Source organism: Pseudoalteromonas sp. NGC95 (genome assembly GCF_015864705.1).
Lineage (GTDB): Bacteria > Pseudomonadota > Gammaproteobacteria > Enterobacterales > Alteromonadaceae > Pseudoalteromonas > Pseudoalteromonas arctica.
The window spans coordinates 146793-173118 of the sequence record NZ_JADYWR010000006.1 but is presented as its reverse complement, the minus strand read 5'-3'; the positions used below and the strand labels follow the sequence as shown (position 1 = coordinate 173118).

The window sequence follows — 26326 nt, the reverse complement described above, 5'->3', positions numbered from 1 at the left end:
CGTTAAAAATTATTCATAGAGAACAACTATATGTCATAATTTTTGCCTTGTTATTGCGCTATTTTCTTCGCGTTATAATAGATCACTAATTTAATGCAATTGCTAAAGCTGTGCTTTTTAATCGGTAGTTTTGATTTTATAGTGCTTAGACTAAGCAAGAGGAATGCCATAAATTAAAAACCTGTCCAACTGGTCAGGTTTTGGTGGATTGTATGAGAGTTGTAAATATGGGCTATAAAAATAGTGAGATTAAAATGAGCTAAAACAAACCAATTTGGTGCGTAGGTGCACCAAGTTGGCCTTTGTTTATATGGTTTTGAGTGCTAAATAAGGGGCGTTTTACTGATGATTAAACCGTTAATATCGGCGTAAACCCAATCGTTAGGTTCTATGGTGGTGCTAAGCATGGTAATAACTTGGTTTTTATCACCAAAGCCGCGCTTTAAGGTACTACGCGGTGTAGAGCCTAGCGCCATTACAGGTAAGTTCATCGTGGCAAGTATTTCTATATCTCGGCAACAGCCATTTATTATTACGCCTTCCCAGCCATTACTTAAGGCACGTTCAGCCATAATATCGCCTATAAACGCAAAGCGTTTGCTCGCAAACCCGTTTATAACCAATACTTTACCTTCACCATTTTCATGCAATATATCGGCAGCAAAAGAGTTGTCTTCTGGGCAGGTAACGGTAACTACTTTGCCATAAAACGTGGTTTTTTTACCAAAGTGATAAAGGCCGCTGTCTGCTACTTGTACTTTATCGCGATGATCGTCAAATAAATCGGGTGTAGTAAAGGGGGTCATGGGTTAAGTCTCACTTTGCTCAGGTATTTTAAGACCAATACCTTTTAAAATTATGTGGGCAATTGATTGCGTAATCTGTGCCACATCGGTTTCGTCGTACTCTAATTTGTTCATTACGAGTAAAACCTCAGCCTGAAAGTCGGCGTAATATTGCGTGGTAGACCAAATAGTAAAGAGCAAATGGTAGGGATCAACCTTATCCATTCTATTTGCGTCCATCCATGCTTGAAGTACATCAACCTTTTGTTTAACCCAAGGGCGGGTATTGGTTCTAAAGTAGTTTTGTAAATAAGGTGCACCGCGCAGTATTTCACTGGCAAATAAGCGAGATTGCATTGGCTGATTTACGGCGAGTATTACTTTGCTTTTAATATAGTTATAAAGCACGGTAGCTGGATCGTCGTTAATTGTGACGTTATCGAGGCCCAAGTTCCAATTAGCTATTATGCGGTCGATCACAGACTCGTACAGACCATCTTTACTTTTAAAGTAATACAAAATATTGGCTTTTGGCACCTGTGCTTCTTTAGCAACCATGCTCATACTTGCTCCGTCGTAACCTAATTGCGAAAACAATTGCTCGGCGGCATCTAAAATTAGTTTTTGGTTTTTCTCGCGTGTAATTTCTTTTTTATTTGGTTTTATTTGTGTGGTCATTATAGAGTTTGCGTGTTTAACGTATTGATTGATTGTAGCTTTACTGACCAAAAGGTCAATTACTAAAAAAGGGTGAATGTTAAAAACAGGCGAGAGGTTTAAGCTATTAACTTTAGGGTCTGTTGATCTTTGCGGATTAAAATTTGTTCAAACTAGGGGCTATTTAATCGCGGCGCGAGATTTGTAACCTAGTGGGCTAAGTAAAAACCGAGCAACAAAGAGTAAGTAGCCCCTAGGAAGAACCCTTTGGGCAGCGCCTGTTTGGCATTAATGCTACGTTATCGCCCATTTATGGGGAATAACCACACTATATAGGCTCTGCCTTGCCTAAATACCAAACAGACTGCTGCAAATTTAACCTTGAAAGATCAACAGACCCTTATTGTTTAATTAAATAATTACTGTTAGTTTAGTTTCAAATTTACGAGTAGTACTTTTGGATTGGCAAATGGATTTTATAAACAAAAATAAATATACACTATATGGAGTCGCTGCAATATTACTGTGGAGTTGCTTAGTTGCATTACTACGGGATATTTCTGAGTTGTTTAGCCCCATTGGTGGTGCTGCGGCTATGTATTCTGTCAGTGCGATATTTTTAATTTTGGTTATGGGAGTGCCCAAGTTTAGTGGTTTTTCGAAACGCTACTTGGTAGTAGGTACTTTATTATTTGTATCGTACGAAATTTGCTTGGCGCTTTCTATTGGTATGGCAAATAGTCGTCATCAGGCAATGGAAATGGCGGTTATTAATTATTTATGGCCCACGCTAACAATACTGCTCTCTATTATTATTGGTCGTAAAAAAGTAAGTTACTGGGTTTACCCAAGCATGATTATTGCTTTTTTAGGGGTTGCTTGGTGTATTACGGGCGATCAAGAAATGTCACTCGATACCCTTGTTACTAACTTTGCTGATAATCCTGCTACTTACCTAATGGCATTAGCTGCAGCGTTTATATGGGCTATTTATTGCGTAGTTACCCAAAAGCTGAGTAATGGTAAAAATGCCATTACGTTATTTTTTACTGTTACGGCAATGAGTTTGTGGGCGCAATATGGTTTTAGTAATGAAGCGCCATTAACGTTTTCACTGGGCTCAAGCATGACGTTATTATTAGCTGGTGTAGTCGTGGGGAGCGGTTATGCACTGTGGAATCAAGCTATTATTGGCGGTAACTTAATGCTTTTGGGTACGCTTTCGTACTTTACACCGGTATTTTCTAGTATTATTTCGGCGTTGTATTTATCTATTACGCTGAGTGCTTCGTTTTGGCAAGGGGTTGTACTGGTAACAGTGGGCTCGCTAATTTGCTACTTTGTAACGCGAGAAAAGCCTAAACGCACAGTAAACTAATCTACGTTATTTATATTTTAAATCTAAATTTATACCTTTAATGAGGCGTGCAATACGCCTCATTAAGTTTTTCTTTATAATTTTGCAGGTATAACTGCATAGCTTACTGATTTATTTCTAACTTTTTTTGCACAATAATAAAATATTAATGCAAATACTGCAGCGCTAATATCAACAAAACCGCTTTGATAATATTTTAAAAAATCATCAGCTAATAAAGCCTGTATAAGTGTTGAAACTCCCATACCAGCAGATAAAAATGCAATACCCATTAAGCCCCAATAGCTAGCGTGGTGATTTCCTTTAAAAAAGGTATAAGCAACAAAGGCAAAAAATACCAAATAGTAACTATAGAGATAACTGTAATTTGCGTTACCCATATATTGGTTAGTCCATTTAGCTTGTAATAAAGTGGCAACCACTGCAATCATTGACCCTAAGCAAACACCAATTGTTAAATTTGCCATAAATCGTGTACTTCGTTTGTTGGCATCTTGTTTAAAGCGCTTGTCTAGCCATAATAAGTTACCAGAGTAAAATAAGAATGCGCCAAGTAGTCCCATAACAAAATACCCCCAACGTCCCCATTCACCTCCATAAGTACCAAAGTGAAGTGAAAAGAAACTTCCTACTATATTACCCCAAACACCATCATCTCCTTGCGGATAGCTTGAGTTAAGTACTTCTAATGTATAGGGGTGTAAGAATAAGTAGTCGGTATCAGGTCCGCGAACGACAGCGCTGCTATTACTCATTTTTAATGTTGCTGTCGGACTGTTTGTATTTAAACGACTAAATGTAATGTGAATTGGCTCATAACCTGGGGCGTAGTTTTTTGCCGCTAGGAGCTGCTTATTTATGCTTGGTAAGTTTGCAATATGATAATTATGTGCTGCTGGGGCAGGTCGTTGAAAAAAGGATTTATCGTCATAAAATGCTGATAGACCATCATAAACCAGATCATGAAATGCAAATACCACCACAGTAAACGCTATAATTAAATGAAAAGGCAAGCTGGCGATCCCAACTAAATTATGACTATCGAGCCAAAAGCGACTGGCGCCTTTTTCTTTTCGAATCGCAAAAAAGGTTTTTACAAGCGTAGGTAGTAAAATAATTACGCCAGACACCAATGCTAAAAAGTACAGCGCAGATGCTATACCGAGTATATATACACCCGATTGGTCGTGCCCAATTTCGCCTGCAAACCCTGCGGTTCGATGTAAGTAATCTATTAAATCTGCAAGTTTATTCTCACTTTGTTGCTGTATTACAAGATCATTTTGCTGGTTTAGATAGAGTACCTGTAATTGATTATCAAGTTTCATTCCGCGCTCTTTACCTTGGCTATACCAAGATAATGGCGCTTGATTTGTTAATAAATCGAGAGAAAAACCATTACCCATTTGCTCAGGGTACTTAACTATTGCTTGGTCAACTAATGTTTGGTGATTGTTAGTGTGTGGTTTAGTCACTGGTGCACTGGCGGGGTTTGCCCACTGTGCTAATTCGTGTTTAAACATGGTTAAACTACCAGCATAAAAACCTATAAAAAGTACTAAACCTGCAATTATTCCTGTCCATGTATGCACACCTTGGTAGGTACGCAAAATATCGGCTCTTACTCTCATAGCCAATTCCTTAAAATTATAAATAAACTATATAGCGTTATATTTAAACCCCCAAGCGTCAGCCAAGCATTTTTTGCTGAACTAAACAGGTAGGTAAAGCTAAAAATAGTTAACCATAAAATGGGTATCATCCACATATTAAATTGCACTTTGTCAGGCGCATCTATGCCTCCCGCTCCGTACCATGCAAAAAAAGCAACGAGAATAAACGCTAGCGCTAGCCCTAAAAAACAACCAGCCAAACTTTTGCCAAGCCAAGTTGGTTTTATTTTTTGCCTTTGTGCAGATGACATTATTTAACTTCCTTGTGTTTAATCAGGCTTACGAACGGAATTATTATTAAAGCGAGCATTATCATTAAAATGATAAAAAATACGGCTGCCGCATTAGAAAAAGCATATAAGGCTAATGGTATTGCAATAACAAAAAGGATAAATGCGAGCTTGCGCCAGCTTTTATTAATGGGTTTGCTTAGAAGTCGTTGGTGGCGGTTACTAAGATAAAACAGGGATGTAGCAGTAAATAAAATAAGAGAAAGGGTAAGTTGCAACATAAATTAAAACACTTATTAATGATGTTGCTATTCTAAATGATAACTAAACTCAATTGCAACAAGTGTGTGTTTGTGCTATTTTTTCGAAAAATAAAACAACTATCCATAAAAGGAAATAACTGTGGTAGCTTCATTTAAGCCTAATAAACTTTCACTACTGATTACAAGCTCTTTGTTATTGGCTCAAAGCAATGCATTTGCTGATGAAACAAGTCGCGAATCAATAGATACAATTATTGTAACAGGCGAAAAAATCGAAAGGTCACTCAAAGATACGATTACATCGGTTGCAGTGGTAGATAAGTCACTATTAGAAAATGGACAACTAGGTTCTGTTTCAGAAGCTTTGGCAGAAATGGCAAATGTAGTGGTACTTACTGGAGCCGTGCCAGACATGCGCGGTGTGTCGGGTAATGGTGGTGCAACAGGTTTTAACTCATTTAGTGGTGGCTCTAAAGCAAGAGTATCAACGCTTGTTGATGGTGTAAGTCAGCCGTTTGTAGCTGATTTAACCGGTGATACAGGTTTGTGGGATATAGATCAAATAGCGGTATACCGTGGACCGCAGTCAACTAGCAATGGTCGTAATAGCATTGGTGGTGCAGTTTATATGACAACCAAAGCACCAACACAAGATTTTGAAGGTGCTGTACGCGTTGGGTATAGAAATCAAGATAGTTACCTTGATACAGCCGCTGTTGTTTCGGGGGCTTTAATTGAGGATGTACTAGCATTTCGTTTGTCTACTCAATATGTAAATGGTGAAACCTTTAGCAACCCAACGATACATGAAACCAATCCAACAGATAAAAACTTAAATAAGCTTAATACCAGTAGTACGCGTGCAAAATTACTGTATACCCCAACAACAGATTTAGCTGTACAGCTAACTTACTCTACCTACAGTGAAGAGGGTAATACAGGTCGTAAGTACTTTGAAGGTGATGAACCGTTTGATTATGTGCCTTTATTTCAGCGTGATATGGATACCCAGTCAGACACGACTCAGGTAAATATTGATTATAAAATAAATGATAACTTTTCGTTCGATATACTACTCGCATATATGGATTATGAATGGGGCTTTGAAGCATATGAGGCACTTGCCAGTGCGGAGTCTGATATTTCTATGGATGAAAAAAATATCACAATTGATAGTAAATTAAACTTTGGCTTAAATAGTGATTTTTATTCGGGCTTTGTAGGTATTGCTTATTTTGACCGTGAACAAGACTTTAAAAGCGTTGGTGCAACCAATTATTTTGGTGACGATAGTAGTGACTCTAAAGCAATTTATGGCGAAACAAGCTTTGAGTTAACAAATGAGCTTACGTTAACAGCGGGGCTGCGAGTTGAGCGTGAAGAACAACTTCGTAATTTTGATATGGCTTTTGGTGGCAGCAGATTAGTTGAGCAATTAGATAATTCTAATACGATAAAACTACCTACGGTAGCTGTTCAATATAAAGTAACTAATAACACTACCTTATCGGCAAGTGCTCGTCGTGGTTATAACGCTGGTGGTGGTGCCTTAGATTTTGCTGCACAAGAATACTATTACTACGAGCAAGAATCAGTAAATACCTATGAAGTAGGCTCGCGTAGCGTACTAAATAATGGTGATTTAAATATTAGTGCTAATATTTTTTACAATAACTTTAATGGTTATCAAGCCTTAAGCTCAAGTCGAAAAATCACTAATATTGACGATGCGCATAGCTATGGCTTAGAACTTGAAGCATATAGCATGCTAGGTGAGCAATGGCAGTTACATGCAGGGCTAGGTTTATTAAAAACTAAAATAGATGAATCAGCGACTTATTCAGATGCAGTGGGTAACGAATTAAACTCAGCACCAGAGCTAACTGCAAGTTTAGGTTTATCGCATTGGTTTACTGATAGCTTAAAGTTAAATGTGAGCGCTAATTATGTAGACGATTACTATGGCGATTTAACTAATACAGAAGAGCGTGTTGCCGGAGGTTATACAATTACGCGTGCAACAATAAGCTATAACAGCGATCATTGGTTGGTGAGTGCTTTTATTAATAATGCATTAGATGAAGAAGCATTTACGTCAGTTGAGCCTGCAAGTGGTCCCTACCCAACGGGTTATGTTGCGGTAGTGAATCCTCAAACGTTAGGTGCTTCAGTAACGTATCGTTTTTAACGTGAATTAATTAAGTAATGAGGATGACTATTAAAATTAAGCAGTAAATTTTAATAAACAAAGTAGCCCTATTATTTTAGGGCTTTTTGTTGCGTGCAGATTATTTTGCATTATTTACCTTTGCTAGTAACTCTATAACTTTTTGTTGACCAAATGTTTGTGCAAATTGCTCTGCCGTTTGACCTGCTTTGTTTTGATGCGCGTTATCGCAATCAAGTGATACAAGTGTTTTAGCTATACTAAATTCACCTCTAAAAATAGCCGCCATAAGCGCTGTGTTACCTCGGTTATCTTCTAAACAGGCATTAGCGCCTAAGTGCAAAAGCGTGTTTACCGTGTTTTTATTGCCATGATAAGTGGCAATCATTAATGCGGTGTAACCTTTATTGTTGTAGCTGTCGATAGGAATACCGGCATCTACAAATTGCTCTATTACAGCGGTGTCGTTTGTACGTGCTGCGGCAAAGTAATAAGCAAATAAGCTTTGGTATTGAGTTTGGGCGGTTGTTGGCTCATTTACAGCGCTTTGTTGTTCATTACCAAAGCTTGAAAAGCTCATCACTAAAGTAAGTATAATAAGTAATTTACGCATACGGTTTACCTTTTTAAAAAAAGAGGAAAGCTAGACTTTCCTCAATAACTTACAGGTTGGGTAATCTATTAAAGCTTAGCGGCTAGTTGTTTAACCATTTTAAGGTCGCCGTTTACAGCTTTAGTTAAGTGTGTACCGTATTCAGTATCAGCTTTGTAAAAGTGGCTAAGCATTTTGTGTTTAACACTGCTGTTTTGCACTTTGCCTAAATCGCCTGCTAGGTTATTAATTAGGTTTGTACGTTCTTGCTTGCTAAAACCACGGTATATAACACCTGCTTGCGCGAAGTTTTGCTGCTTTTTAATCGCGGCTTGTTGTACAAAGCCTTTAAGCTCTGTGTTACTTCTACGTGCAATTGGGTTTTCAGCTACGTTTTCTTGGCTTGGCTGGTAGTTCACATTGCTTGTCGTGTTACCAATATTCATTGCGCCGTCTTGGTTGTAGTTAACCACTTCAACTTTTGCACGGTTAATTGGCAATTGCTGGTGGTTAGCACCTAGGCGGTACATTTGTGTATCAGCGTAAGAAAACATACGACCTTGTAATAAACGGTCTTCTGAAGGCTCAATACCTGGAATAATGTTTGCCGGTGCCATTGCTACTTGTTCCGTAGATTGGAAGAAGTTAGTTGGCATACGGTTTAAGGTCATTGTTCCTACTTTAGTTTCTTTAATGTCTAACCACATTTTTGTTGCATCTAACGGGTTGTAATCAAAGTCATCAAGTTGCGATGGATCAAGCGTTTTAATGTACAGATCCCATTTAGGGAAATTGCCTCTGTTTATTTCAGTGTATAAATCTTGTGTTAAATGCTGAAAGTTTTGGCTTTGTACTTTTGCCACTTCTTTTGCGTCAAGGTTATCAATACCTTGCTGGCTTACCCAATGAAACTTAACGTATTTAACATCGCCCGATTTATTAATCATTTTGTATGCATGTACACCCCAACCGTCCATTTTACGAAGACTTGCTGGTGTACCGTAGTCGCTGTAAACCCACGTTAGCATTTGTGTAGAACCTGGTTCGTGCGAGAAAAAATCGAATACGCGGTTAGGATCTTGAATGTTATCAACCGGAGATGGCTTTAAAGAGTGCACCATGTCTGGAAATTTGATTGCATCACGAATAAAGAACACAGGTAAGTTATTACCTACTAAATCCCAGTTACCTTGGTCTGTGTAAAACTTAGTTGCAAAGCCACGTGGGTCACGCAGTGTTTCTGGGCTACCTTTAGAGTGAATTACAGATGAAAAGCGAACAAATACGTCTGTTTCTTTACCTGCTTGTGCAAACGGTGCTGCAATTGTTAAATCGTCTAGCTCTTTTGATGCTACAAACACACCGTGTGCGCCAGTACCACGAGCATGCACAACACGCTCAGGAATACGCTCACGTGCAAAGCGTTGTAGCTTTTGAATTAGTTGCACGTCTTCTAGTAATACACTGCCACGTTCGCCTGCAGTAATTGAATTTTGGTTGTCGCCAACAGCTGCGCCGTTATCTTTAGTAAGTGTTGTTGCTGCGCTTGCCGGTAATGCCATTGCAAGTGCTAGTGCAGTTAGTGTTAATTTTGTTTTGTTTATTTGAGTATTCATTGTCGACCTCATCTATTTAAAAGTGCCGGCAGTGGTGCAGGCTGTTAATCTGTTAACGATAGTATTGATTTTATTAACTTCGGTAAAACTGATTAATTAGATTGATGTGATTTGTAAAACAGATGAAATAAATTAACAGGAGCACTTTTTACGTTAACGGAATTTTTTTATTACGACCTTGGTCGCAATATGCTTTTATAAAGTTGATTAAATACAAAGGTTTTTAGTTTTATCTGAGTGTATTTTCACCAAGCTGGTGCGTTTTATACTTACAGTGTGTTGACATATTCGTGCAATAAAGGGAATATGCTCAATCGGTGGGCTTATGCTCATTATTGAGTTGCACTAAAAAGCTGCACAATATTAATCGCGCTTAACTCGTTATACTTAAATTAGCTAAACCAAACAGTTTTAATAAGGTGACAAGATGAATACTAATATTGAGCTAGTGATATTTGATTGTGATGGCGTTGTTATTGATAGCGAAATTTTAAGCGCACAAGTACTCATTAATATGCTTGTTGAAAAAGGCGTTGAGATTGACCGCGCTTATGTACAGCAACACTTTTTAGGCTGCAACTTTAAAACAGTAAGCCAAAAAATAGCGGATGCATTTAATGTCACTCTTCCTGAAAGCTTTGAAGGTGACTACCGCGAAGCACTGTTAAACGAATTTGAAACAGGGCTAACCACGACTGACGGTATAAAAGACGTACTTAACAATTTAGCTGTGCCTATTTGTATAGCTACTAGCAGCAGCCCAGCACGCACCGCAAAAGCGTTGAGCGTAGTGAGTTTAAGTAAGTACTTTAGCGATACGGTTTTTACCAGCAGCGAAGTTAAGCGTGGCAAACCAGCACCCGATTTATTTTTACATGCAGCTAAACAAATGGGTGTAAAGCCAGAGCATTGTTTAGTGATTGAAGACAGTAAAGCCGGCGTAAGTGCAGGAATTGACGCTAACATGCAAGTACTGCATTACAGCGGTGGGCAACATATGCAAGGCTCTGTTAATCATGTACACAGTGCTTACCCAAATGTTGATCATTTAACGCATTGGCAAGATTTTTTTAGTGCATACCCTGCACTTAAAAAGCAGTAAACACGCAGCTTTTTAAATAAACAAAGTTTTAAACGCGATTTGCTCGCCTTACACACTGACAGGCAAGCAAACGCAAAATATAAATGTAGATGGTTTTGCTTTACTAAAAATAAAACAAAACATGGCAAAACATCATGCGTTTATAAGCCAAATTATAAAAGGCAAAGTATTTAGGTATTAAATGCTTTGCTGTTAACAATAGGAAATACCATGGCAACGAGTCCACACACACAAACATTTAAAGATGTAAACGAAGAGCAACTTCCTGTTGCTAATAATAAGCTTCATGGCTGGAAACATTTTGCAGGGCTATATGCTGGCGAACATGTTGCGGCTACTGAATTTGTTATTGGTGCAACGTTTGTTGCATTAGGCGCTTCAACCATCGACATTCTACTGGGTTTATTAATAGGTAACCTGTTAGCAATGTGTTCTTGGTGGCTGATTACTGCACCCATTGCAGTAGAAACCCGCTTAAGTTTATATAACTACTTAAACAAAATCGCTGGTAACTCAATGACCAAGCTCTATAACTGGGCTAACGTGGTTATTTTTAGTGTTATATCGGCCGCCATGATCACGGTATCCTCCACCGCCGTGCGGTTTTTGTTTGATATACCTGCGCAACTTGATTGGTATCCAAATAGCTTTTGGTTTGTAGCCATTGTTTTAGCTGTTGGCTCTATTGTTGTGTTTGTTGCGATGTATGGCTTTTCTACGGTTGCTGACTTTTCGAAACTGTGCGCGCCGTGGCTATTTGTTATATTTATTGCAGGTTCGTTCGCGTTATTCCCTGAGCTTTCAAATCACGTATTAGGTTCTACCTCTTTAACTAGCTTTAGCGACTTTATGACCATAGGCGACTCCTCCATATGGACGGGCACCAATGCCGATGGTGAAAAAGGCATTGGCCTATTAGAAGTGATTGGCTTTGCATGGGCTGCTAACTCAATTACTCACTTTGGTTTAATCGACATGGCTATTTTTAGATTTGCTAAACGCAAAAGCTATGGCTTGTTTTCTGGCGTGGGCATGTTTTTTGGTCATTACTTAGCGTGGATCTCTGCCGGTATTATGGGCGCAGGTGTTGCGGTATTACTTAAAACAACTATTTCATCACTTGATCCGGGCGATGTTGCATACCATGCATTAGGTTGGACCGGCTTTGTTATTGTAATTATTGCCGGTTGGACTACAGCTAACGCAAACCTTTACCGTGCAGGTCTTGCAGCACAATCTATATTTGTTAATCAATCACGTGAACGCACAACCGCTATTGTAGGTGTTGTAACCGTGATTATTGCGTGTTTCCCGTTTGTATTTTCACAAATGCTTCCGCTACTTACCTACGCAGGTTTATTAGTTGTACCAGTAGGCGGCATTGTGTTTGCTGAGCATGTGTTATTTCCTAAAATTGGCCTAACACGTTACTGGGCTAAATATAAAAACATTACTCGCAGCGTACCGGCTATAGCATCTTGGGCGTTAGCACTTGTGTTTGGGTTTGGTTTAAATGCTATTGATGTAATGTCGTTTTACTACTTGTTTATTCCTACGTGGATTTTCACAATCGTTATTTATACGCTTTTAGCTAAAAAATACGGCGCCGGTGAAGATTACACACAAGAGATTGAAGCAGAAGAGCAAGAGCAACGTGATATCAAAGAATATCAAGCTGCTGAAGCTAAAGACATTCCAAAGCCAGTAATTGACAGCTCTGTATTTACCAAAGTACTTAATGCGGTTTCTACGGTTTCACTGGTTATTATTTTTATATTTGCCAGCCAGGTGATGTTTTTCAGTGAAACTATGAGTATGTACAGCGCTAATAAATCGCAATTCGAAATAGCCTGTTTTATTTGTACTGTTATTTATTTTGTTACTGCGTACTGGTCGTTAAAACGCCATAAAGTACTCAATACAGCATCGTAATTACTTATCGTAATACAGTATCGTAATTTATATTTTATTTTTGTTTAGTAAGGTCGCACCATGACGCAACATCAACACACTGACGCTCTAGTTACAGGGCTAAACCAACAAAGCTTGGCTCAATTACCAAGCCATGTTGATACACCAACCTACGACCGTAGCGCAGTTAAAGCCGGTATTGTTCATATTGGCGTGGGCGGTTTTCATCGTGCTCATCAAGCGGTATATGTTAACGAGCTTTTAAAAACTCCAGGCTCTGAACAATGGGGCATATGTGGTGTTGGCCTTTTAGAGGGTAACCGTGGTCTGCGTGATATTTTAAAGCAGCAAGATTACCTTTATACGCTTACTGTTAGACACCCAGACGGTAAAATAGATAACAAAGTAATTGGCTCAATGATCGACTTTTTGTTTGCTCCAGAGGACAAACAAGCGGTAATTAATAAGCTAGCGCACAGCGATACTAAAATTGTGTCGCTTACTATTACCGAAGGCGGTTACAACTTTAACCCTGCAACGGGCGAGTTTGATTACAGTAATCCAGATATTATTAACGACATTAATAACCCGAACGACCCAATTACAGCGTTTGGTTACATTACTGCTGCGTTAAAACTGCGTAAAGAGCAAGGCCAAGGCGCATTTACAGTGCAGTCGTGCGATAACATTCAGCACAACGGTAACGTAACACGCAAAATGCTTTTAGCCTTTGCTACAGAGCAAGACAAAGACCTAAGTGAGTGGATTGAGCAAAACGTATCGTTTCCAAATGCGATGGTTGACCGTATTACACCGGTATCTAAAAAGAGTGATATTGATTACGTGGTTGATGCATATGGTGTTAGCGACGAGTGGCCAATTACCTGTGAGTCGTTTACACAATGGGTAATAGAGGACACATTTAGTGACTCTCGCCCAAATTGGGACGTTGTTGGTGCACAGTTTGTTACTGATGTAACGCCTTATGAAACCATGAAAATACGCTTACTTAATGCAGGGCATTCTGTGCTTGGTTTATTAGGTTCAATCCATGGCTATGGCACTATAGACGAAACGGTATCTGATGAATTATTTGCCACATACCTGCGTGCTTTTATGGATAAAGAAGTAACGCCAAATCTTGAACCACTTGAAGGCATTGATCTTGAAAGCTACAAAGATACGTTAATAGAGCGTTTTGCTAATCCTAATATTAAAGACAGCCTAGCGCGTATCTGTAGTGAAAGCTCAGCTAAACTGCCTAAGTTTTTAATTGCTACAATTAACGAAAACCTAGTACAAGGTCGCGATGTATCACTGGCAACGCTTGTTATTGCTACTTGGTGCTTATACAGCGATAAGGGTTTAAGTGAAAACGGCGAAAAGCTTGAAATTCAAGATGCGATGCACAAAGAGCTTAATTCTTACGCGCAAGAGACTCAAACTAGCCCGATTGCATTTTTAAAGTTAACGAGCTTGTTTGGTAAGCTTGAGCATAACGAAACGTTTACTGCTGAATATAAAAAGTCGATTGCTGCGTTGTATGCACCTAATAGTAAAATTAAAGCCATTATGCAGGCTGTATTTGATCAAAAGAGTAACTAATTATGAGCATTTTAATTAATCATAAATCAGGCGAAAACGTAAGTGTTAGCTGCTTTGGCGAAGTGCTGTGGGATTGTTTTGATTCAGGTAAACGCTTAGGTGGCGCGCCACTTAATATGTGTGTGCGTATTAACTCACTAGGCATTAAAGCCGACATGATCAGCGCTGTTGGTAACGACGAGTTAGGCGCTGAGTTACTAGGCGAAATTACTAGCAAAGGCGTAAGCTGCGAATACATTGCTATTAATAGTGACAAAAAAACTAGCACGGTTGAGGTAACACTCGACAGTGGTGGCTCAGCAAGTTATGAAATAGTGGCAGACACTGCGTGGGATAATATAGCGCTTACTGATGAGTTACTTAGTAAAGTCAAAAGTAGTGATGTATTTGTATTTGGCAGCTTAATTGGGCGAAGCGAAGCGTCTTTAGCAACGTTAAATCAATTAGTTGATGTAGCAAACTTCAAAGTGTTTGACGTAAACCTACGTGCACCGCATTACAAGCTAGAAACACTTGTAGATTTAATGAATAAAGCAGACTTTATTAAATTAAACGATGAAGAGCTATACGAAATAGCAAAAGCGATGGGTTGTAAGTTTCATTCGCTTGAACAAAATTTAGCGTTTATAGCACAGCAAACAAATACCGATTACTTATGTGTAACCAAAGGTAGCCACGGTGCTTTATTAACAATCAAAGGCGAGAATTTTTATAATTCAGGTTATTTAATTAGCGTAATTGACACTGTTGGCGCAGGGGATTCGTTTTTAGGTTCGTTAATTTATCAGCTTTGTAGCAACGACGACGCGCAATATGCCGTTGACTTTGCATGTGCCGTTGGAGCAATGGTCGCCGAAAGTTCTGGCGCAACACCTACTTTAACGCATCAACAAATTAGTGAGTTTATGAACCCACTTTAAAAAACATTGTGTGTGAAAGCGGTTATAACGTAAAAGTTTAACCGCTTTTTTTGTGCCCAAAATAAGACGAGTGTAATAAATACTCAATGTGGAGCGTTAAGTGTGCAGGTTGCGTAAATAGTGGCTTATATCGATTATTGTATTAGCTAAACGTCTTATTGTTTGAGGGTTGAAGCTTTGTTATTGTTCGTCGATTATTCACGGATTGAAAAGGCGGGGCGACACACAATGCGCTCTATAACTAAAATACAAAAAGAGAAACGTGCTTTATGATCATCTTTTTTATCTGCCTCACTATTTTAATAATGGGCTATAAGTTTTACAGCCCATTTGTTGAAAAACAAGCCGGTTTGGATTCAACTGCTGACACACCACAAAAACGCTTTAGCGAAGGTGTTGATTACGTAGCTATTCACCCTGTACGAGCATTTTTAATTCAGTTTTTAAACATTGCTGGCGTAGGTCCAATATTTGGCCCAATTTTAGGTGCTTTATACGGACCAGTTGCACTAGTATGGATTGTACTTGGTAATGTTTTAGGTGGCGCTGTACACGACTTCTTCTCAGGTGTAATGAGTATAAAAGAAGACGGTAAAAGCCTACCAGAAATCGCAGGCCATTATTACAACGTCGTATTTAAAGGCTTTATGCTTGTATTTACTGCCATGCTACTGTTTTTTGTAGGTGTAGTATTTATTATGAGCCCTGCAGGTTTGCTAAGTAACCTTGATTTTTTTGAAGGTACAATACTGGCAAATAATACCTTTTGGGTACTCGCTATTTTAGCGTATTACTTTTTAGCTACCTTGCTACCAATTGATAAAATTATCACTAAGTTTTACCCAATTTTTGGTGCGCTAATGATTGTAATGACAGTGGCAATTGCTATTTCATTACTTATTAATGCGCCGCACTTACCGGTACCAAGTGACTTTTTAGCTTACTTTGAAGCTGACCACGCACATGACTTTTTAGAGCCAAACCCAGATGGATTACCAACATGGCCATTGTTATTTATAACAATTACCTGTGGTGCTATTAGTGGTTTTCACTCTACTCAAGCGCCAATTATTGCGCGCTGTTTAACTAACGAAAAATACGTACGTCCAGTTTACTACGGCGCTATGATGTGTGAAGGTATTGTAGGTTGTGTATGGGCACTTGCTGGTATTGCAGCGTTCCCAGATGGTTACGCGGGCTTAAAGGCATTGCTTGATCAAGGTGGTCCAGGTTTAGTTGTAAACCATGTAGCTAACAGTTACTTAGGTGTATTTGGCGGTATAATGGCAATTATTGCAGTAGCCGTTTTCCCAATTACTTCTGGTGATACAGCGTTCCGCTCACTACGTTTAACAGTTGTTGATGCGTTTAATATTCCGCAAAGTTTACGTAATCGCTTATTAGTGGCTGTACCTATACTTACTATTGCTTACTTTATGACGAAACTCGATTTTTCATTAATTTGGCGCTACTTTGCATTTTCAAATATGCTGCTTTCTACAAGCGTATTATGGCTTGCCACTAAGTACTTGTTTGACCGTGGTACATTCCATTGGATTGCGAGTGTTCCTGCTGTTATAGCAACTGCGGTAACGGTTTCTTATATTGGTACTGCCGCAATTGGTCTTAACTTATCAAGTGATTTAGGTAAACCTATTGGTGCTGTAGTAACAGTGATTGGCTTAATTGTTTTAGCTATTGTGCACTCTAAGCATAAAGTTAAACCAACAGCGGTTTAATAATAATCACATAAGTTATTTCAAGCATTAAAAAAGCGAGCTATTCATAATGAATAGCTCGCTTTTTTTGTGTACTAAATTTAGGTATTACTGAGTTGCAAGTTCAAAGTAACTGTTATCGTCGAGCGTTTTGCTTATCATCATAGCGCCCTCAAGCAAGCTCACTGTTTGAATAGCTGCTTTAGTAGGGTTGAGTTCACCATTAGCTAAATGCGCAGCGCTAAGCCATGTTAAATTTTGATTAAAAAAGCGTTTTACTTCAAGGCGTACTTTATCTGGAAGGCTATCGCTTTCGGCTCCTAGCAAACCACATAAACACATTTTACGATCGGTTACTAATGCACTTCTAAAAAGCTGAGTGTACACATCAATAGGATTTTTACCGCTTGCTTTAAGCTCGTTTGGCTCGCCTAACGCAGCTAAAAAAGAATTAGTATATTGATGAGCAAGCTCAGCACCTAAATCGGCCTTAGTCGGAAAGTGATAGTGCACACTGGCGCTCTTAATTCCAACTTCGCTTGCGAGCTCTCTAAAACTAAAATTACTGTATCCGCCAAGGCGCACCTTGTTTTCAGCTGCTTTTAATAACGCTTCTTTTTTACTCACTTTTAATATTTTCCTATCTGCAGTAATACCAATTTTATTAAAACATGATCATTGTATCGCATTAAACAACTCACTAACTGCGTTAAAAATTATTCATATAGAATAACTAGATGTCATAATTTTCGCCTTGTTATTGCGCTATTTTCTTAGCGCAATAATAGATCACTTATTTAATGCAATTGGTATAGCAAAATTATCGACCAGTAGGTAGTTATTTACAAGCGTTTTTATTTTTAAGCAACCCCCTAATTTTATTATGAATTAAGTTAAATCCTATAAATCAGAAAAATTTAAACGTTGACTTAAATTTAGTTTAATATTATAAATTACCTATCGGTAGGTAGGTTGCTGCCATTAATTCACTTTTAAACAATAAAGATAGAGATTGCTATGAAAATTTATGATGTAGAAAACTTTCCAAACCCACTTCGTGTTCGTATCGCTTTAGCTGAAAAAAATGCCACTGCAAATGTTGAGTTTGTACCTGTTGATTTATTAAATGGTGAGCACAGAACAGAAGCCTTCTTAGCTAAAAATCCATTAGCAGGTGTGCCCGTATTAGAGCTAGATGACGGCACGTTTATATCAGAAAGTACCGCTATTACTGAGTATATTGATACCGCATTTGAAGGCCCATCTTTAATGGGTGAAACCGCAAAAGAGCGTGCAGTAATTAACATGATGCAAAAACGCGCAGAATCTATGGTGCTTGACGCTGTGGCAACTTACTTTCATCATGCAACTGATGGCTTAGGTCCAGAGCTTGAAACGTATCAAAATGTGGCTTGGGGTGAAAAACAAGGCGAAAAAGCACGCCAAGGGTTTAGCTATTTTAATGATGTACTAGCGCAATCGGCATTTGTTGCTGGTGAACAATTTAGTATTGCTGATATAACATTGTATGCTGGACTGGTATTTGCTGGATTTGCACAAATAGCAATCCCGAATGAGTTAACCCATTTAGTTGCATGGCAAGAAAAAGTAGCAAAACGCCCAAGTGTTGCTGGTTAATTAGGTTGTTAGTTTAAAATTTAAGTGGAGTTACGGTTAGGAGCCAAATATGAAAATTGCTGCCGATTTTAGTAAACGAGTTGTGGTACATAGCGAAATGCTACCGTGGGTTGCATCGCCAATGGCGGGTGTTGATAGACGAGCACTGGACCGTGTGGGCGACGAAGTTGCTCGCGCAACGACTATTGTTCGTTATGCACCTGGCAGTGAATTTTCGCCGCATGTTCATACAGGCGGTGAAGAGTTTGTTGTGCTTGAAGGGGAATTTCAAGATGAACATGGTGACTTTGTGGCAGGTTCTTATATCCGTAACCCACCGCAATCAAAGCACAAACCGGGGTCTGAAAATGGCTGCGTTATATTTGTAAAGTTATGGCAGTTTCAGCCAGATGATCGAACCCACGTGCGTTTACAAACGGACTTGATGCAAAGTACGGCGCACCCTAGTTTTAAAAATGTAGCCGTAACCCCTTTATACAAAGACGATTTTGAAGACGTAAGCTTGTTGGACTTTAAGCCCAACGCCTGCATGGTTATAAGCGCAAAAGGCGGAGCAGAGCTGCTAGTACTTGAAGGCTCATTTGATGAGCAAGCCGATACCCTTGTAAAAAACAGTTGGTTAAGAGTGCCTATTAATAGCTCTGTTAACGTTAAAGCGGGAAGTAATGGTGCAAAAGTATGGCTTAAAACGGGCCATTTAACTGATGTAGAAAACCAGATATCTCGCGTACAAAATGCGTAATTGAGTCGTTTATTTGAGACTATTTAATGATCTAGCTCAGGACTATTTATTGATTTAGTTCAGGACTAATTAATTTTAGAAGGTGTACTTTTACCACTCAGCCTATTTAAGGAGAGCAGTAATGGTACACACAACACATGGTTTATCGATTGGTCTTGAACGTGCAGGAAGAGAGTTTTTTTTAAAACTTAAAGCCGTTGGTACGCTTACTCACGACGACTACAAAATAATTACCCCAATGATAAACTCAGCTCTTGGCGAAGTTAAGCACCCAGTCGTGAACGCCTTAATAGATGGTAGCGAACTTGAAGGCTGGGAACTACGCGCAGCGTGGGATGACTTAAAGTTAGGTGTTAAACACTCTAAAGAATTTAAAAAAGTAGCTATTTACGGTAATAAAGAGTGGCAAGCTCGAATGGCAAAAATAGGTAACTGGTTCATATCGGGTGAGGTTCAATACTTTGAAAATGCTACCGCAGCCATAGATTGGCTAGATGAATAGCTTGATTGAAAAAATTAAATTAAAGCACTCTTATCGAGTGCTTTTTTGCTCTATGAGTAACATTGTTAGGTAGTTACATTCGGTTTATTTCAATTGTTAATACTGCTCTATTAAAATACACTCATTATTATTGAGCAAATTACACATTATAAAAACAATGAAACAAGTACTTACCTTTATTACATTCCTGATATTTTCGACATCGATACATGCAAAAGATAACAACATATTCACGCCGGTGAGCGATCTTTTTTTGGCTGTTTCTAACGTTGACCACACGCAAATGCGTGCAGCCGTTGATGATTCATTTTTACTTTTAGAGCACGGTGAAGTGTGGACTATTAATGACTTTATAAATGTTGTTAAGCCTTCTGACTTTATAAGAACTAATTATTTTAGTGTTATAAATTCGCGTGTAGTGGGTGATGTTGCTTTTATTAATTACTGGAATAAAGCCAATATTAAAAACACCGAAAGAAGTATTGATATTTATTGGTTAGAAAGTGCCGTTGTATCAAAAGTGGGCGACAAATGGTTGTTATCGCAAATGCACTCTACTCGGTTACCCCAAGATGAAATACCAAAAGGTGTCACTTTTATAAAGCAATAGATATAACTCTAACTTAAAGCCCAGTAGTAATATGGGGCTTTAATCATTTAAATTATATCAGCCAACTCAGGTAATGCCCCTTTAGGGCTAATGTCGGCACTCTTTAGGCGCAATGCCAAAGGTTTGTTTAAATAGGCGACTAAAGTGGCTCGCGCTATTAAATCCAACATCAAAGCAAACTTTACTAATTGCATGGCCTTGTAGTAATTGAGTACGCGCTTTTTTTAGTCTTAACTGTTGCTGCCAAAGGGCTGGGGTAGTGCCAAATGCAAGTTTAAACTGCTGATAAAACTTGCTGCGGCTCATGCAGGCTATTTTGCACAAGGTGTTTATGTCGAGCGTTTCACTTAAGTGTTCTTCAATATAAAGCAGGGCATCGCTCACTTTTGTTTTAAGGCGTGGCTTATCGCAGCTAGCCAGCAATAGCTCGCGGCTTTGTTGTTGTAATAAACGGGTGATCAATTCGTTTAACGACAAATCAATCAAGTAATGTCGCTGTGCGCCTTGCTCACTAAATAAATGCACCATGCGCTCTAATAATTGCTGCGTTTGAATATTATGTTGGGTATGCACTAACTGAGGTACATATTCAAATAAGCCATCGTGTGCAAAGTTTTGCTGCATGTTAAGCGCATTCGCCACAGCGTTTATTTTATCTTTGCTAATTTCAATAGCTAAACAAGTAGTTGGGGCGTGCATTGTTGCTTGTGGAAAATCAATTAAAACACCTTGCTCTGGCGCTAATACAAACGACTCGTGTGGTAAAAATGCTTTATGGTATTGGCTGCTTTCTACGTGCATTACCTTTTTGCCGCTAAGCATGGCACAAAACAGCAGCTCGTTTGAGTGCAGTGCCACCTTTTGCGCGCTTTGATACGTGTCGTAAATACTCAACTCACTGCTATCTGCAGCGAATGTGACTTTGTTTTCTATTAATACATCAAGTTGTTGGCGTTTTTTGTTTAACTGAGATGTGTGCATATCAATCCTTTAGGTTTTTATTAGTTTGGACTCACAGACAACTTTTGTGGACAGCTAATCAAGTTTTTAGGCGCTTGTTAGGCTAATGTCAAACAACACTGATTAAATATAAAGCATTTTGTTTTATATAAATGTTCGACCTTTAGCTAACAACAATAAAGAGAGCACACACATGATATATGCAAATCCAGGTAGCGACGGCGCACTCGTAAACTTTAAGCAACAATACGGAAACTACATTGGCGGAGAGTGGGTAAAGCCTGTAAATGGCCAATACTTTGATAATATAAGCCCAGTAAACGGTAAGGTATTTTGCCAGATACCGCGTTCAGACAAAGACGACATAGAGCTGGCTCTCGACAAAGCGCATGCAGTGCGAGAGCAATGGGGCACAACGTCGGTGACCGACCGAAGTAACATACTGCTAAAAATAGCCGACCGAATTGAGCAAAACCTAGAGTTACTAGCTGTTGCCGAAACATGGGATAACGGTAAAGCAATTCGTGAAACACTCGCTGCTGATATTCCGCTAGCGGCAGATCACTTTCGCTACTTTGCAGGGTGCCTACGATCGCAAGACGGCACTATAGGTGAAATAGACGCAACCACCGTTGCGTATCATTTTCATGAGCCACTAGGGGTTGTTGGGCAAATTATTCCGTGGAACTTCCCTATTTTAATGGCCGCCTGGAAACTAGCGCCAGCACTTGCTGCAGGTAACTGTGTAATTTTAAAACCGGCTGAGCAAACACCAGCTTCTATTTTAGTTTTAATGGAGATAATTGGCGATTTACTCCCTGCAGGCGTATTAAATATAGTAAACGGCTTTGGTAAAGAAGCAGGTGAAGCACTGGCAACAAGCAAGCGTATCGCTAAAATTGCATTTACAGGTTCAACGCCTGTGGGCTCACATATTTTGAAATGCGCTGCTGAAAATATTATTCCTTCAACGGTCGAGCTCGGTGGTAAATCACCTAATATATTTTTTAATGATGTAATGGAAAAAGACGATGCGTTTTTATCCAAAGCTATTGAAGGCGCCGTGCTTGCTTACTTCAACCAAGGCGAGGTGTGTACGTGCCCATCAAGGCTGTTTATTCAAGAAGACATTTACGAGCAGTTTATTGAGCGAATACTCGAACGTACCTTAAAAATTAAACGCGGAAACCCGCTAGATAGCGAAACTATGGTTGGCGCACAAGCTTCAAAAGCGCAATTTGATAAAATACTGAGCTACATTGAAATAGGCAAAAAAGAAGGCGCTGAAGTACTCACTGGCGGTAATGTAGAGCAGCTAAGTGATGACTTAAACGGTGGTTACTACATACAACCTACGTTATTAAAGGGCACAAACGATATGCGTGTGTTCCAAGAAGAAATTTTTGGCCCTGTTATTTCAATGTCGACCTTTAAAGATGAAGCCGAAGCACTCGAGCTTGCCAACAGCTCTGAGTTTGGTTTAGGTGCTGGTGTGTGGAGCAGAAACATGAATCGTGCTTATCGTATGGGTCGCAAAATAGAAGCAGGGCGAGTGTGGACTAACTGTTATCACATGTACCCAGCACACGCTGCGTTTGGTGGTTATAAAAAATCAGGAATAGGGCGCGAAACGCACAAACTGGCACTGGAGCACTACCAACAAACTAAAAACCTATTAGTGAGCTACAGCGAGGATCCGCTCGGCTTCTTTTAAATAAAGAGCCTAAGCTTTAAATAAACAACCATTAAGTAATAATGCCAGCGCTACCTATTTGTAGCGCTTTTTTTATAGGCAATCAACCGTTGATAATGGCCATGTAGTCCAACATTTTAGCGTTGCAGAAAATAACATTATAATGACGGTGTTTACGAGTCCTACTTAAAAAGCGCTAATTTAGCGAGTATAGAGTGGTGTAAATATAAGGAGCCTTTAAATAATATTTTTATCCTTCCTCAGTTAAGTAAATTTCTATTTGTAGATCATTACCAAAACAAAGTGCCTCAATGCATCTAATCCACTAAATATGAACTTTTCCAAGCTTATTCATTATCAAAACAATTAGGTTAGCTTTTCTAATGTTTGTATTAACTGCTTAGTCCACTATATTTACTTCTTGTTTACAGTTGTATTTTCGTTGTAAGCAAATAATCTGAAAGTTTTTATAACAACGATAGGTCTATTAAATTGATAAAACGGCGATATTGCTTATCTCCATTGTGCTTGTTTATCAAAATATGAGTGTTTTTATACCAATTCGCTTAATTAAGTGATTTATTTTGAGGATGGAAAAACGTGTTGATAGCTAGGCAAAAAATTCGCTATTTAGTTGTTCTAAACGAGAATTTTTTAACGCAGGTAGCGACACGTCTAGCCCCGCAAAATGATTAAGTATTATTGCGGATTGGTATTATTAACAATCATTGATAAAACAAGAAAAAATATTTTAATCCGGAGCATAAAAATGAAAAAAGTAAATTTAACTAAGGCTTTATTAATCGGCGCATCAGCAGCAGTTTTAAGCGCGGGTGCTGTAGCTGGTCCTAATAGTCAATTAACCGTTGCAGAAGGTGCTTCAGCAAAAGTACAAGAGCAATTTAAAGGCTGGGTAGCTGGTGATAAAGTTCGCGGTCGTAAAGATAAATGTTTTGGTATTGCTTTAGCGGGTGAAAATGATTGTAAAGCAGGTGCAGGAACAAGTTGTGAAGGCACTTCAACTACAGACTTCCAAGCTAACGCATGGACATATGCACCTAAAGGCGTATGTGAATCAGTTGTAACTCCTAATGGTAAAGGCTCGCTTGAAGGTTAATATAGCAGGTTTTCCCCAGTACATTGTTGCTGGGGAGCAATTAGGCGCAGGTCTTAGTTTAAAACCAGAACATCTTGACGACATTTTAGCTTTACCAGTAGAACAGCCCGTTACAAATAATAATCTTTGGTTTGAAGTGCACACAGAAAATTATTTTGTAGCAGGTGGACCTCGGTTAAATTATTTGAGAGCTGTACGTGAAAATTTTGATATTAGTTTTCATGGTGTTGGTGGTTCGTTAGGCTCTGATCATAAAGCCATGCTTGCTCATACTAAACGAGTTAAAGCGTTGATTGATGAATTTCAACCAGCACTGGTATCTGAACATGCAGTGTGGTCTAAGTCTGATGGCAAATATTTTGCAGACTTAATGCCTTTACCTCGCACACAAGACGCTCTTGAATCTTTAATTAATGGGATTGATTGTTACCAGACGGGCATAGGTCGGTCAATTTTAGTAGAAAACCCAAGTAACTATTTAGATTTTATAAGTGATATGGATGAACCTCAGTTTTTAGTTGAGGCAGCTAAGCGTTCTGGTTGTGGCTTACTAATCGATATTAATAACTTATATATCAGTAGTAAAAACACGGGTATTGATGCGCTTGATTATTTAAAGCAGATCCCCGCTGAGCTTGTTGGAGAAATTCATATTGCTGGGCACGATCCGGATCCAGCTCTTGGTCAGTCACTATTGATAGACAGCCATGCAGCACCGGTAGCAACGCCTGTATGGGATTTGCTAGAACAAGCAATTGAGATATTTGGTCAGCGGCCAGTACTTGTTGAGCGAGATGCTAATATTCCATCGTTTGAAGAGCTTATGAGCGAGCGAGAAACTGCGCAAAACTATTTGAATCAAAGTGAGTTACAAAGTCGCTTAAATATATCTCATAAAGAAGTGGTTCGCTGATGAGTACCAATCAATATATTGATGCTTTTACTCGCTATTTACGAACGGGCGATCCGGGTGCAATGGAGCATTTTTGCGAAAATCCATCGCACATTAAAAGATTAGCTGTGTATAGGAACGGGTTTTACAAAGGCTGCGTTGATGCATTGATAGCTAACTTTCCTATGTGTGAAAAAAAAGTAGGTAGTGAGAACTTTCGAAAAATGGCACGACTTTATGTTGACCTTTTTCCGCCAGAGCAGGGCACTTTGGTGGGATATGGATTAAGCTTTCCAGACTTTGTTGCAGGCTTGATTAAAGATAGTGAAATTGAAAATCAGCATATTTTTGAAGTCACTGTAAATCAGCTAAGTACATTAAGTTTATATACGAACTTAGTTGATATTGCGCATTTAGATTACGCGTGGCTAATGAGTTTGATGAGCGCTGATTCAACTGAAACTTTAACTATAGAATATGTTACTCAACTAATGGAGCAAGGTACTGAGCTTACTGAACTTAATGTAAAGCTTAACCCCAGCGTACTGCTACTTAGTGTGAGTGAAGGCGCATTTTTTGAATGGATTTCGCTAAAAACAAATAATAATGATGTCGCTGTAACTAAATCCTCTACTGAGGATTTTATTATGTTATGGCGCTTGCAAGGTGCGGTGCAAGCCCGCTCCCTTTGCGCTGCTGAAGTTAAACTTATGCAGGCCCTACAAGGTACAGGTAGGTCGTTGGGTGAAGCTTTTGATGCAGCAATAACAGTAGATGAAAACTTTGAAGTGAGCGAAGCTTTTACAGCATGCTTACAAAATGAATTATTAGAAATCCAAATCAATTAGTACATTACAAGAGTAGGAACAAATATGGGCATGATAAAAAAAATACAACAACTGTACGTGCAGATGGGAGAGCAGTTATCGCGGTTCTTAGAGCCCATAGCGCTGTTTTTTCTTCGCTTTATGGTCGCTAAAGTATTCCTCGACTCGGGGTTGAGCAAATGGGATGGCTTTTTACAATTTAATGTTGATAAATACGACCTATTTAAATACGAATTTTTCTGTCCAGATCCTGTTAGAGAAGGTGCCTTGCAGCTTTGTGATCCAAAAACATTAGATTATGTTGATGGCTCATTTCTTGTAAAAGTAATTGAAACACTTGCTGTGGTTGCTGGTGTTGTTGAAGTGTTACTCCCAATATTACTGATTATCGGTTTGTTTTCTCGCTTTGCAGCGTTAGGCCTTATTGGTATGACAATGTTTATTCAGCTTGCAGTTTTTCCTACACTGGATCATTGGATTAATCCGGCATCGTGGTGGGCTGTTTCATTATTAGTGATTTTTGCTCGTGGACCTGGCTTTTTATCTATTGATAAGTTACTTGGTTTAGACGCAAAACGTGCAGCAGCTAAATAAGCTTTTGCATATTAAAAGTTAAAAGTTAAAAGTTAAAGGTTAAACGTAACCGGCAGACTAGTGTTATTTAGGTGCCGGTTATTATTTTAGATTAAGTAAACGAATACAAATTAACTCAATAAATTGTGCTGATT

The 26326-nt window shown here is 38.9% G+C and carries 23 protein-coding genes; 16 read left to right on the top strand and 7 right to left on the bottom strand.

Annotated features, from left to right (window positions below):
- Window positions 1–323: 323 nt before the first annotated feature.
- Together I6E70_RS07795 and I6E70_RS07790 are read right to left on the bottom strand one after the other, a co-directional pair.
- A complete protein-coding gene (locus tag I6E70_RS07795) occupies window positions 324–806 on the bottom strand; it encodes a putative 4-hydroxy-4-methyl-2-oxoglutarate aldolase (protein WP_197188446.1) in 483 nt (160 codons plus the stop codon).
- A 3-nt stretch (window positions 807–809) separates the two neighbouring features.
- Entirely contained in the window at window positions 810–1463 is a 654-nt protein-coding gene (locus I6E70_RS07790) for a TetR/AcrR family transcriptional regulator (protein WP_197188445.1), read from the bottom strand.
- A gap of 448 nt (window positions 1464–1911) precedes the next feature.
- Between I6E70_RS07790 and yddG the strand changes: the two genes are divergently transcribed.
- A complete protein-coding gene (gene yddG / locus I6E70_RS07785) occupies window positions 1912–2820 on the top strand; it encodes an aromatic amino acid DMT transporter YddG (protein WP_197188444.1) in 909 nt (302 codons plus the stop codon).
- A gap of 74 nt (window positions 2821–2894) precedes the next feature.
- Here yddG and I6E70_RS07780 read toward each other — a convergent pair whose 3' ends face one another.
- Window positions 2895–4451 carry a PepSY-associated TM helix domain-containing protein gene (locus I6E70_RS07780; RefSeq protein ID WP_197188443.1) on the bottom strand — a complete coding sequence of 519 codons (1557 nt, stop codon included), beginning with the start codon at window positions 4449–4451 and terminating at the stop codon, window positions 2895–2897.
- 674 nt (window positions 4452–5125) lie between these two features.
- Between I6E70_RS07780 and I6E70_RS07775 the strand changes: the two genes are divergently transcribed.
- Window positions 5126–7174 (top strand): TonB-dependent receptor, encoded by a 2049-nt coding sequence (locus tag I6E70_RS07775; protein WP_166420392.1) that lies wholly within the window; start codon window positions 5126–5128, stop codon window positions 7172–7174.
- Window positions 7175–7274: 100 nt separating this feature from the next.
- Here the strand turns inward: I6E70_RS07775 and I6E70_RS07770 are convergent, their stop codons facing one another.
- Complete coding sequence (locus I6E70_RS07770; RefSeq protein ID WP_197188442.1) at window positions 7275–7766, bottom strand: ankyrin repeat domain-containing protein; 492 nt, start codon at window positions 7764–7766, stop codon at window positions 7275–7277.
- 68 nt (window positions 7767–7834) lie between these two features.
- Entirely contained in the window at window positions 7835–9361 is a 1527-nt protein-coding gene (locus I6E70_RS07765; RefSeq protein ID WP_197188441.1) for a catalase, read from the bottom strand.
- A 427-nt stretch (window positions 9362–9788) separates the two neighbouring features.
- Here I6E70_RS07765 and I6E70_RS07760 point away from each other — a divergent pair, with 427 nt between their 5' ends.
- The 5 genes from I6E70_RS07760 to I6E70_RS07740 all read left to right on the top strand — a co-directional run bounded on the left by I6E70_RS07760 (window position 9789) and on the right by I6E70_RS07740 (window position 16638).
- Window positions 9789–10463, top strand: a complete 675-nt coding sequence (locus tag I6E70_RS07760) for an HAD family hydrolase (protein WP_197188440.1) — start codon at window positions 9789–9791, stop codon at window positions 10461–10463.
- A 210-nt stretch (window positions 10464–10673) separates the two neighbouring features.
- Window positions 10674–12395, top strand: coding sequence for a purine-cytosine permease family protein (locus I6E70_RS07755; protein WP_024591939.1), 1722 nt, complete (start codon window positions 10674–10676; stop codon window positions 12393–12395).
- 60 nt (window positions 12396–12455) lie between these two features.
- On the top strand, window positions 12456–13979 hold the full coding sequence (locus I6E70_RS07750) for a mannitol dehydrogenase family protein (protein WP_197188439.1): 1524 nt from the start codon (window positions 12456–12458) through the stop codon (window positions 13977–13979).
- A gap of 2 nt (window positions 13980–13981) precedes the next feature.
- On the top strand, window positions 13982–14899 hold the full coding sequence (locus I6E70_RS07745) for a carbohydrate kinase family protein (RefSeq protein WP_007584308.1): 918 nt from the start codon (window positions 13982–13984) through the stop codon (window positions 14897–14899).
- A gap of 269 nt (window positions 14900–15168) precedes the next feature.
- Complete coding sequence (locus I6E70_RS07740) at window positions 15169–16638, top strand: carbon starvation CstA family protein (protein ID WP_169060748.1); 1470 nt, start codon at window positions 15169–15171, stop codon at window positions 16636–16638.
- Between the two features lie 87 nt (window positions 16639–16725).
- On the opposite strand, the gene I6E70_RS07735 is transcribed toward I6E70_RS07740, so the two are convergent.
- Window positions 16726–17244 carry a TetR/AcrR family transcriptional regulator gene (locus I6E70_RS07735; RefSeq protein ID WP_101163235.1) on the bottom strand — a complete coding sequence of 173 codons (519 nt, stop codon included), beginning with the start codon at window positions 17242–17244 and terminating at the stop codon, window positions 16726–16728.
- A 390-nt stretch (window positions 17245–17634) separates the two neighbouring features.
- Between I6E70_RS07735 and I6E70_RS07730 the strand changes: the two genes are divergently transcribed.
- The 4 genes from I6E70_RS07730 (at window position 17635) to I6E70_RS07715 (ending at window position 20109) form a co-directional block, all read left to right on the top strand.
- Window positions 17635–18255, top strand: a complete 621-nt coding sequence (locus tag I6E70_RS07730) for a glutathione S-transferase family protein (protein WP_197188438.1) — start codon at window positions 17635–17637, stop codon at window positions 18253–18255.
- 49 nt (window positions 18256–18304) lie between these two features.
- On the top strand, window positions 18305–18997 hold the full coding sequence (locus I6E70_RS07725) for a cupin domain-containing protein (RefSeq protein WP_197188437.1): 693 nt from the start codon (window positions 18305–18307) through the stop codon (window positions 18995–18997).
- Window positions 18998–19118: 121 nt separating this feature from the next.
- The gene (locus tag I6E70_RS07720; RefSeq protein ID WP_002960091.1) at window positions 19119–19499 is read left to right on the top strand and encodes an STAS/SEC14 domain-containing protein; all 381 of its coding nucleotides are present in this window, start codon (window positions 19119–19121) and stop codon (window positions 19497–19499) included.
- A 157-nt stretch (window positions 19500–19656) separates the two neighbouring features.
- Entirely contained in the window at window positions 19657–20109 is a 453-nt protein-coding gene (locus I6E70_RS07715) for a nuclear transport factor 2 family protein (protein ID WP_007584284.1), read from the top strand.
- Window positions 20110–20196: 87 nt separating this feature from the next.
- On the opposite strand, the gene I6E70_RS07710 is transcribed toward I6E70_RS07715, so the two are convergent.
- On the bottom strand, window positions 20197–21090 hold the full coding sequence (locus I6E70_RS07710; protein WP_197188436.1) for an AraC family transcriptional regulator: 894 nt from the start codon (window positions 21088–21090) through the stop codon (window positions 20197–20199).
- A 172-nt stretch (window positions 21091–21262) separates the two neighbouring features.
- Between I6E70_RS07710 and exaC the strand changes: the two genes are divergently transcribed.
- The 5 genes from exaC to I6E70_RS07685 all read left to right on the top strand — a co-directional run bounded on the left by exaC (window position 21263) and on the right by I6E70_RS07685 (window position 26192).
- Entirely contained in the window at window positions 21263–22783 is a 1521-nt protein-coding gene (gene exaC, locus I6E70_RS07705; protein WP_007584266.1) for an acetaldehyde dehydrogenase ExaC, read from the top strand.
- 748 nt (window positions 22784–23531) lie between these two features.
- Window positions 23532–23879, top strand: coding sequence for a BufA1 family periplasmic bufferin-type metallophore (locus tag I6E70_RS07700; protein ID WP_024591926.1), 348 nt, complete (start codon window positions 23532–23534; stop codon window positions 23877–23879).
- On the top strand, window positions 23869–24792 hold the full coding sequence (gene bufB, locus I6E70_RS07695) for an MNIO family bufferin maturase (protein ID WP_169060753.1): 924 nt from the start codon (window positions 23869–23871) through the stop codon (window positions 24790–24792). The genes I6E70_RS07700 and bufB overlap by 11 nt, the downstream gene beginning before the upstream one ends.
- Window positions 24792–25619: an HvfC/BufC N-terminal domain-containing protein gene (locus tag I6E70_RS07690; protein WP_197188435.1), complete on the top strand. Its 828-nt coding sequence runs from the start codon at window positions 24792–24794 to the stop codon at window positions 25617–25619. Before bufB ends, I6E70_RS07690 begins: the two co-directional genes overlap by 1 nt.
- 24 nt (window positions 25620–25643) lie before the next feature.
- Window positions 25644–26192 carry a DoxX family protein gene (locus tag I6E70_RS07685; RefSeq protein ID WP_165725056.1) on the top strand — a complete coding sequence of 183 codons (549 nt, stop codon included), beginning with the start codon at window positions 25644–25646 and terminating at the stop codon, window positions 26190–26192.
- Window positions 26193–26326 lie beyond the last annotated feature (134 nt).

Coding starts and splice junctions, on each gene's coding strand:
- I6E70_RS07715 (WP_007584284.1), top strand. CDS start 19,657: ATGAAACAAGTACTTACCTTTATTACATTCCTGATATTTTCGACATCG.
- I6E70_RS07795 (WP_197188446.1), bottom strand. CDS start 806: ATGACCCCCTTTACTACACCCGATTTATTTGACGATCATCGCGATAAA.
- I6E70_RS07725 (WP_197188437.1), top strand. CDS start 18,305: ATGAAAATTGCTGCCGATTTTAGTAAACGAGTTGTGGTACATAGCGAA.
- I6E70_RS07780 (WP_197188443.1), bottom strand. CDS start 4,451: ATGAGAGTAAGAGCCGATATTTTGCGTACCTACCAAGGTGTGCATACA.
- I6E70_RS07745 (WP_007584308.1), top strand. CDS start 13,982: ATGAGCATTTTAATTAATCATAAATCAGGCGAAAACGTAAGTGTTAGC.
- I6E70_RS07765 (WP_197188441.1), bottom strand. CDS start 9,361: ATGAATACTCAAATAAACAAAACAAAATTAACACTAACTGCACTAGCA.
- I6E70_RS07755 (WP_024591939.1), top strand. CDS start 10,674: ATGGCAACGAGTCCACACACACAAACATTTAAAGATGTAAACGAAGAG.
- I6E70_RS07760 (WP_197188440.1), top strand. CDS start 9,789: ATGAATACTAATATTGAGCTAGTGATATTTGATTGTGATGGCGTTGTT.
- I6E70_RS07730 (WP_197188438.1), top strand. CDS start 17,635: ATGAAAATTTATGATGTAGAAAACTTTCCAAACCCACTTCGTGTTCGT.
- I6E70_RS07700 (WP_024591926.1), top strand. CDS start 23,532: ATGAAAAAAGTAAATTTAACTAAGGCTTTATTAATCGGCGCATCAGCA.
- I6E70_RS07790 (WP_197188445.1), bottom strand. CDS start 1,463: ATGACCACACAAATAAAACCAAATAAAAAAGAAATTACACGCGAGAAA.
- exaC (WP_007584266.1), top strand. CDS start 21,263: ATGATATATGCAAATCCAGGTAGCGACGGCGCACTCGTAAACTTTAAG.
- yddG (WP_197188444.1), top strand. CDS start 1,912: ATGGATTTTATAAACAAAAATAAATATACACTATATGGAGTCGCTGCA.
- I6E70_RS07720 (WP_002960091.1), top strand. CDS start 19,119: ATGGTACACACAACACATGGTTTATCGATTGGTCTTGAACGTGCAGGA.
- I6E70_RS07690 (WP_197188435.1), top strand. CDS start 24,792: ATGAGTACCAATCAATATATTGATGCTTTTACTCGCTATTTACGAACG.
- I6E70_RS07710 (WP_197188436.1), bottom strand. CDS start 21,090: ATGCACACATCTCAGTTAAACAAAAAACGCCAACAACTTGATGTATTA.
- I6E70_RS07685 (WP_165725056.1), top strand. CDS start 25,644: ATGGGCATGATAAAAAAAATACAACAACTGTACGTGCAGATGGGAGAG.
- I6E70_RS07740 (WP_169060748.1), top strand. CDS start 15,169: ATGATCATCTTTTTTATCTGCCTCACTATTTTAATAATGGGCTATAAG.
- I6E70_RS07750 (WP_197188439.1), top strand. CDS start 12,456: ATGACGCAACATCAACACACTGACGCTCTAGTTACAGGGCTAAACCAA.
- I6E70_RS07770 (WP_197188442.1), bottom strand. CDS start 7,766: ATGCGTAAATTACTTATTATACTTACTTTAGTGATGAGCTTTTCAAGC.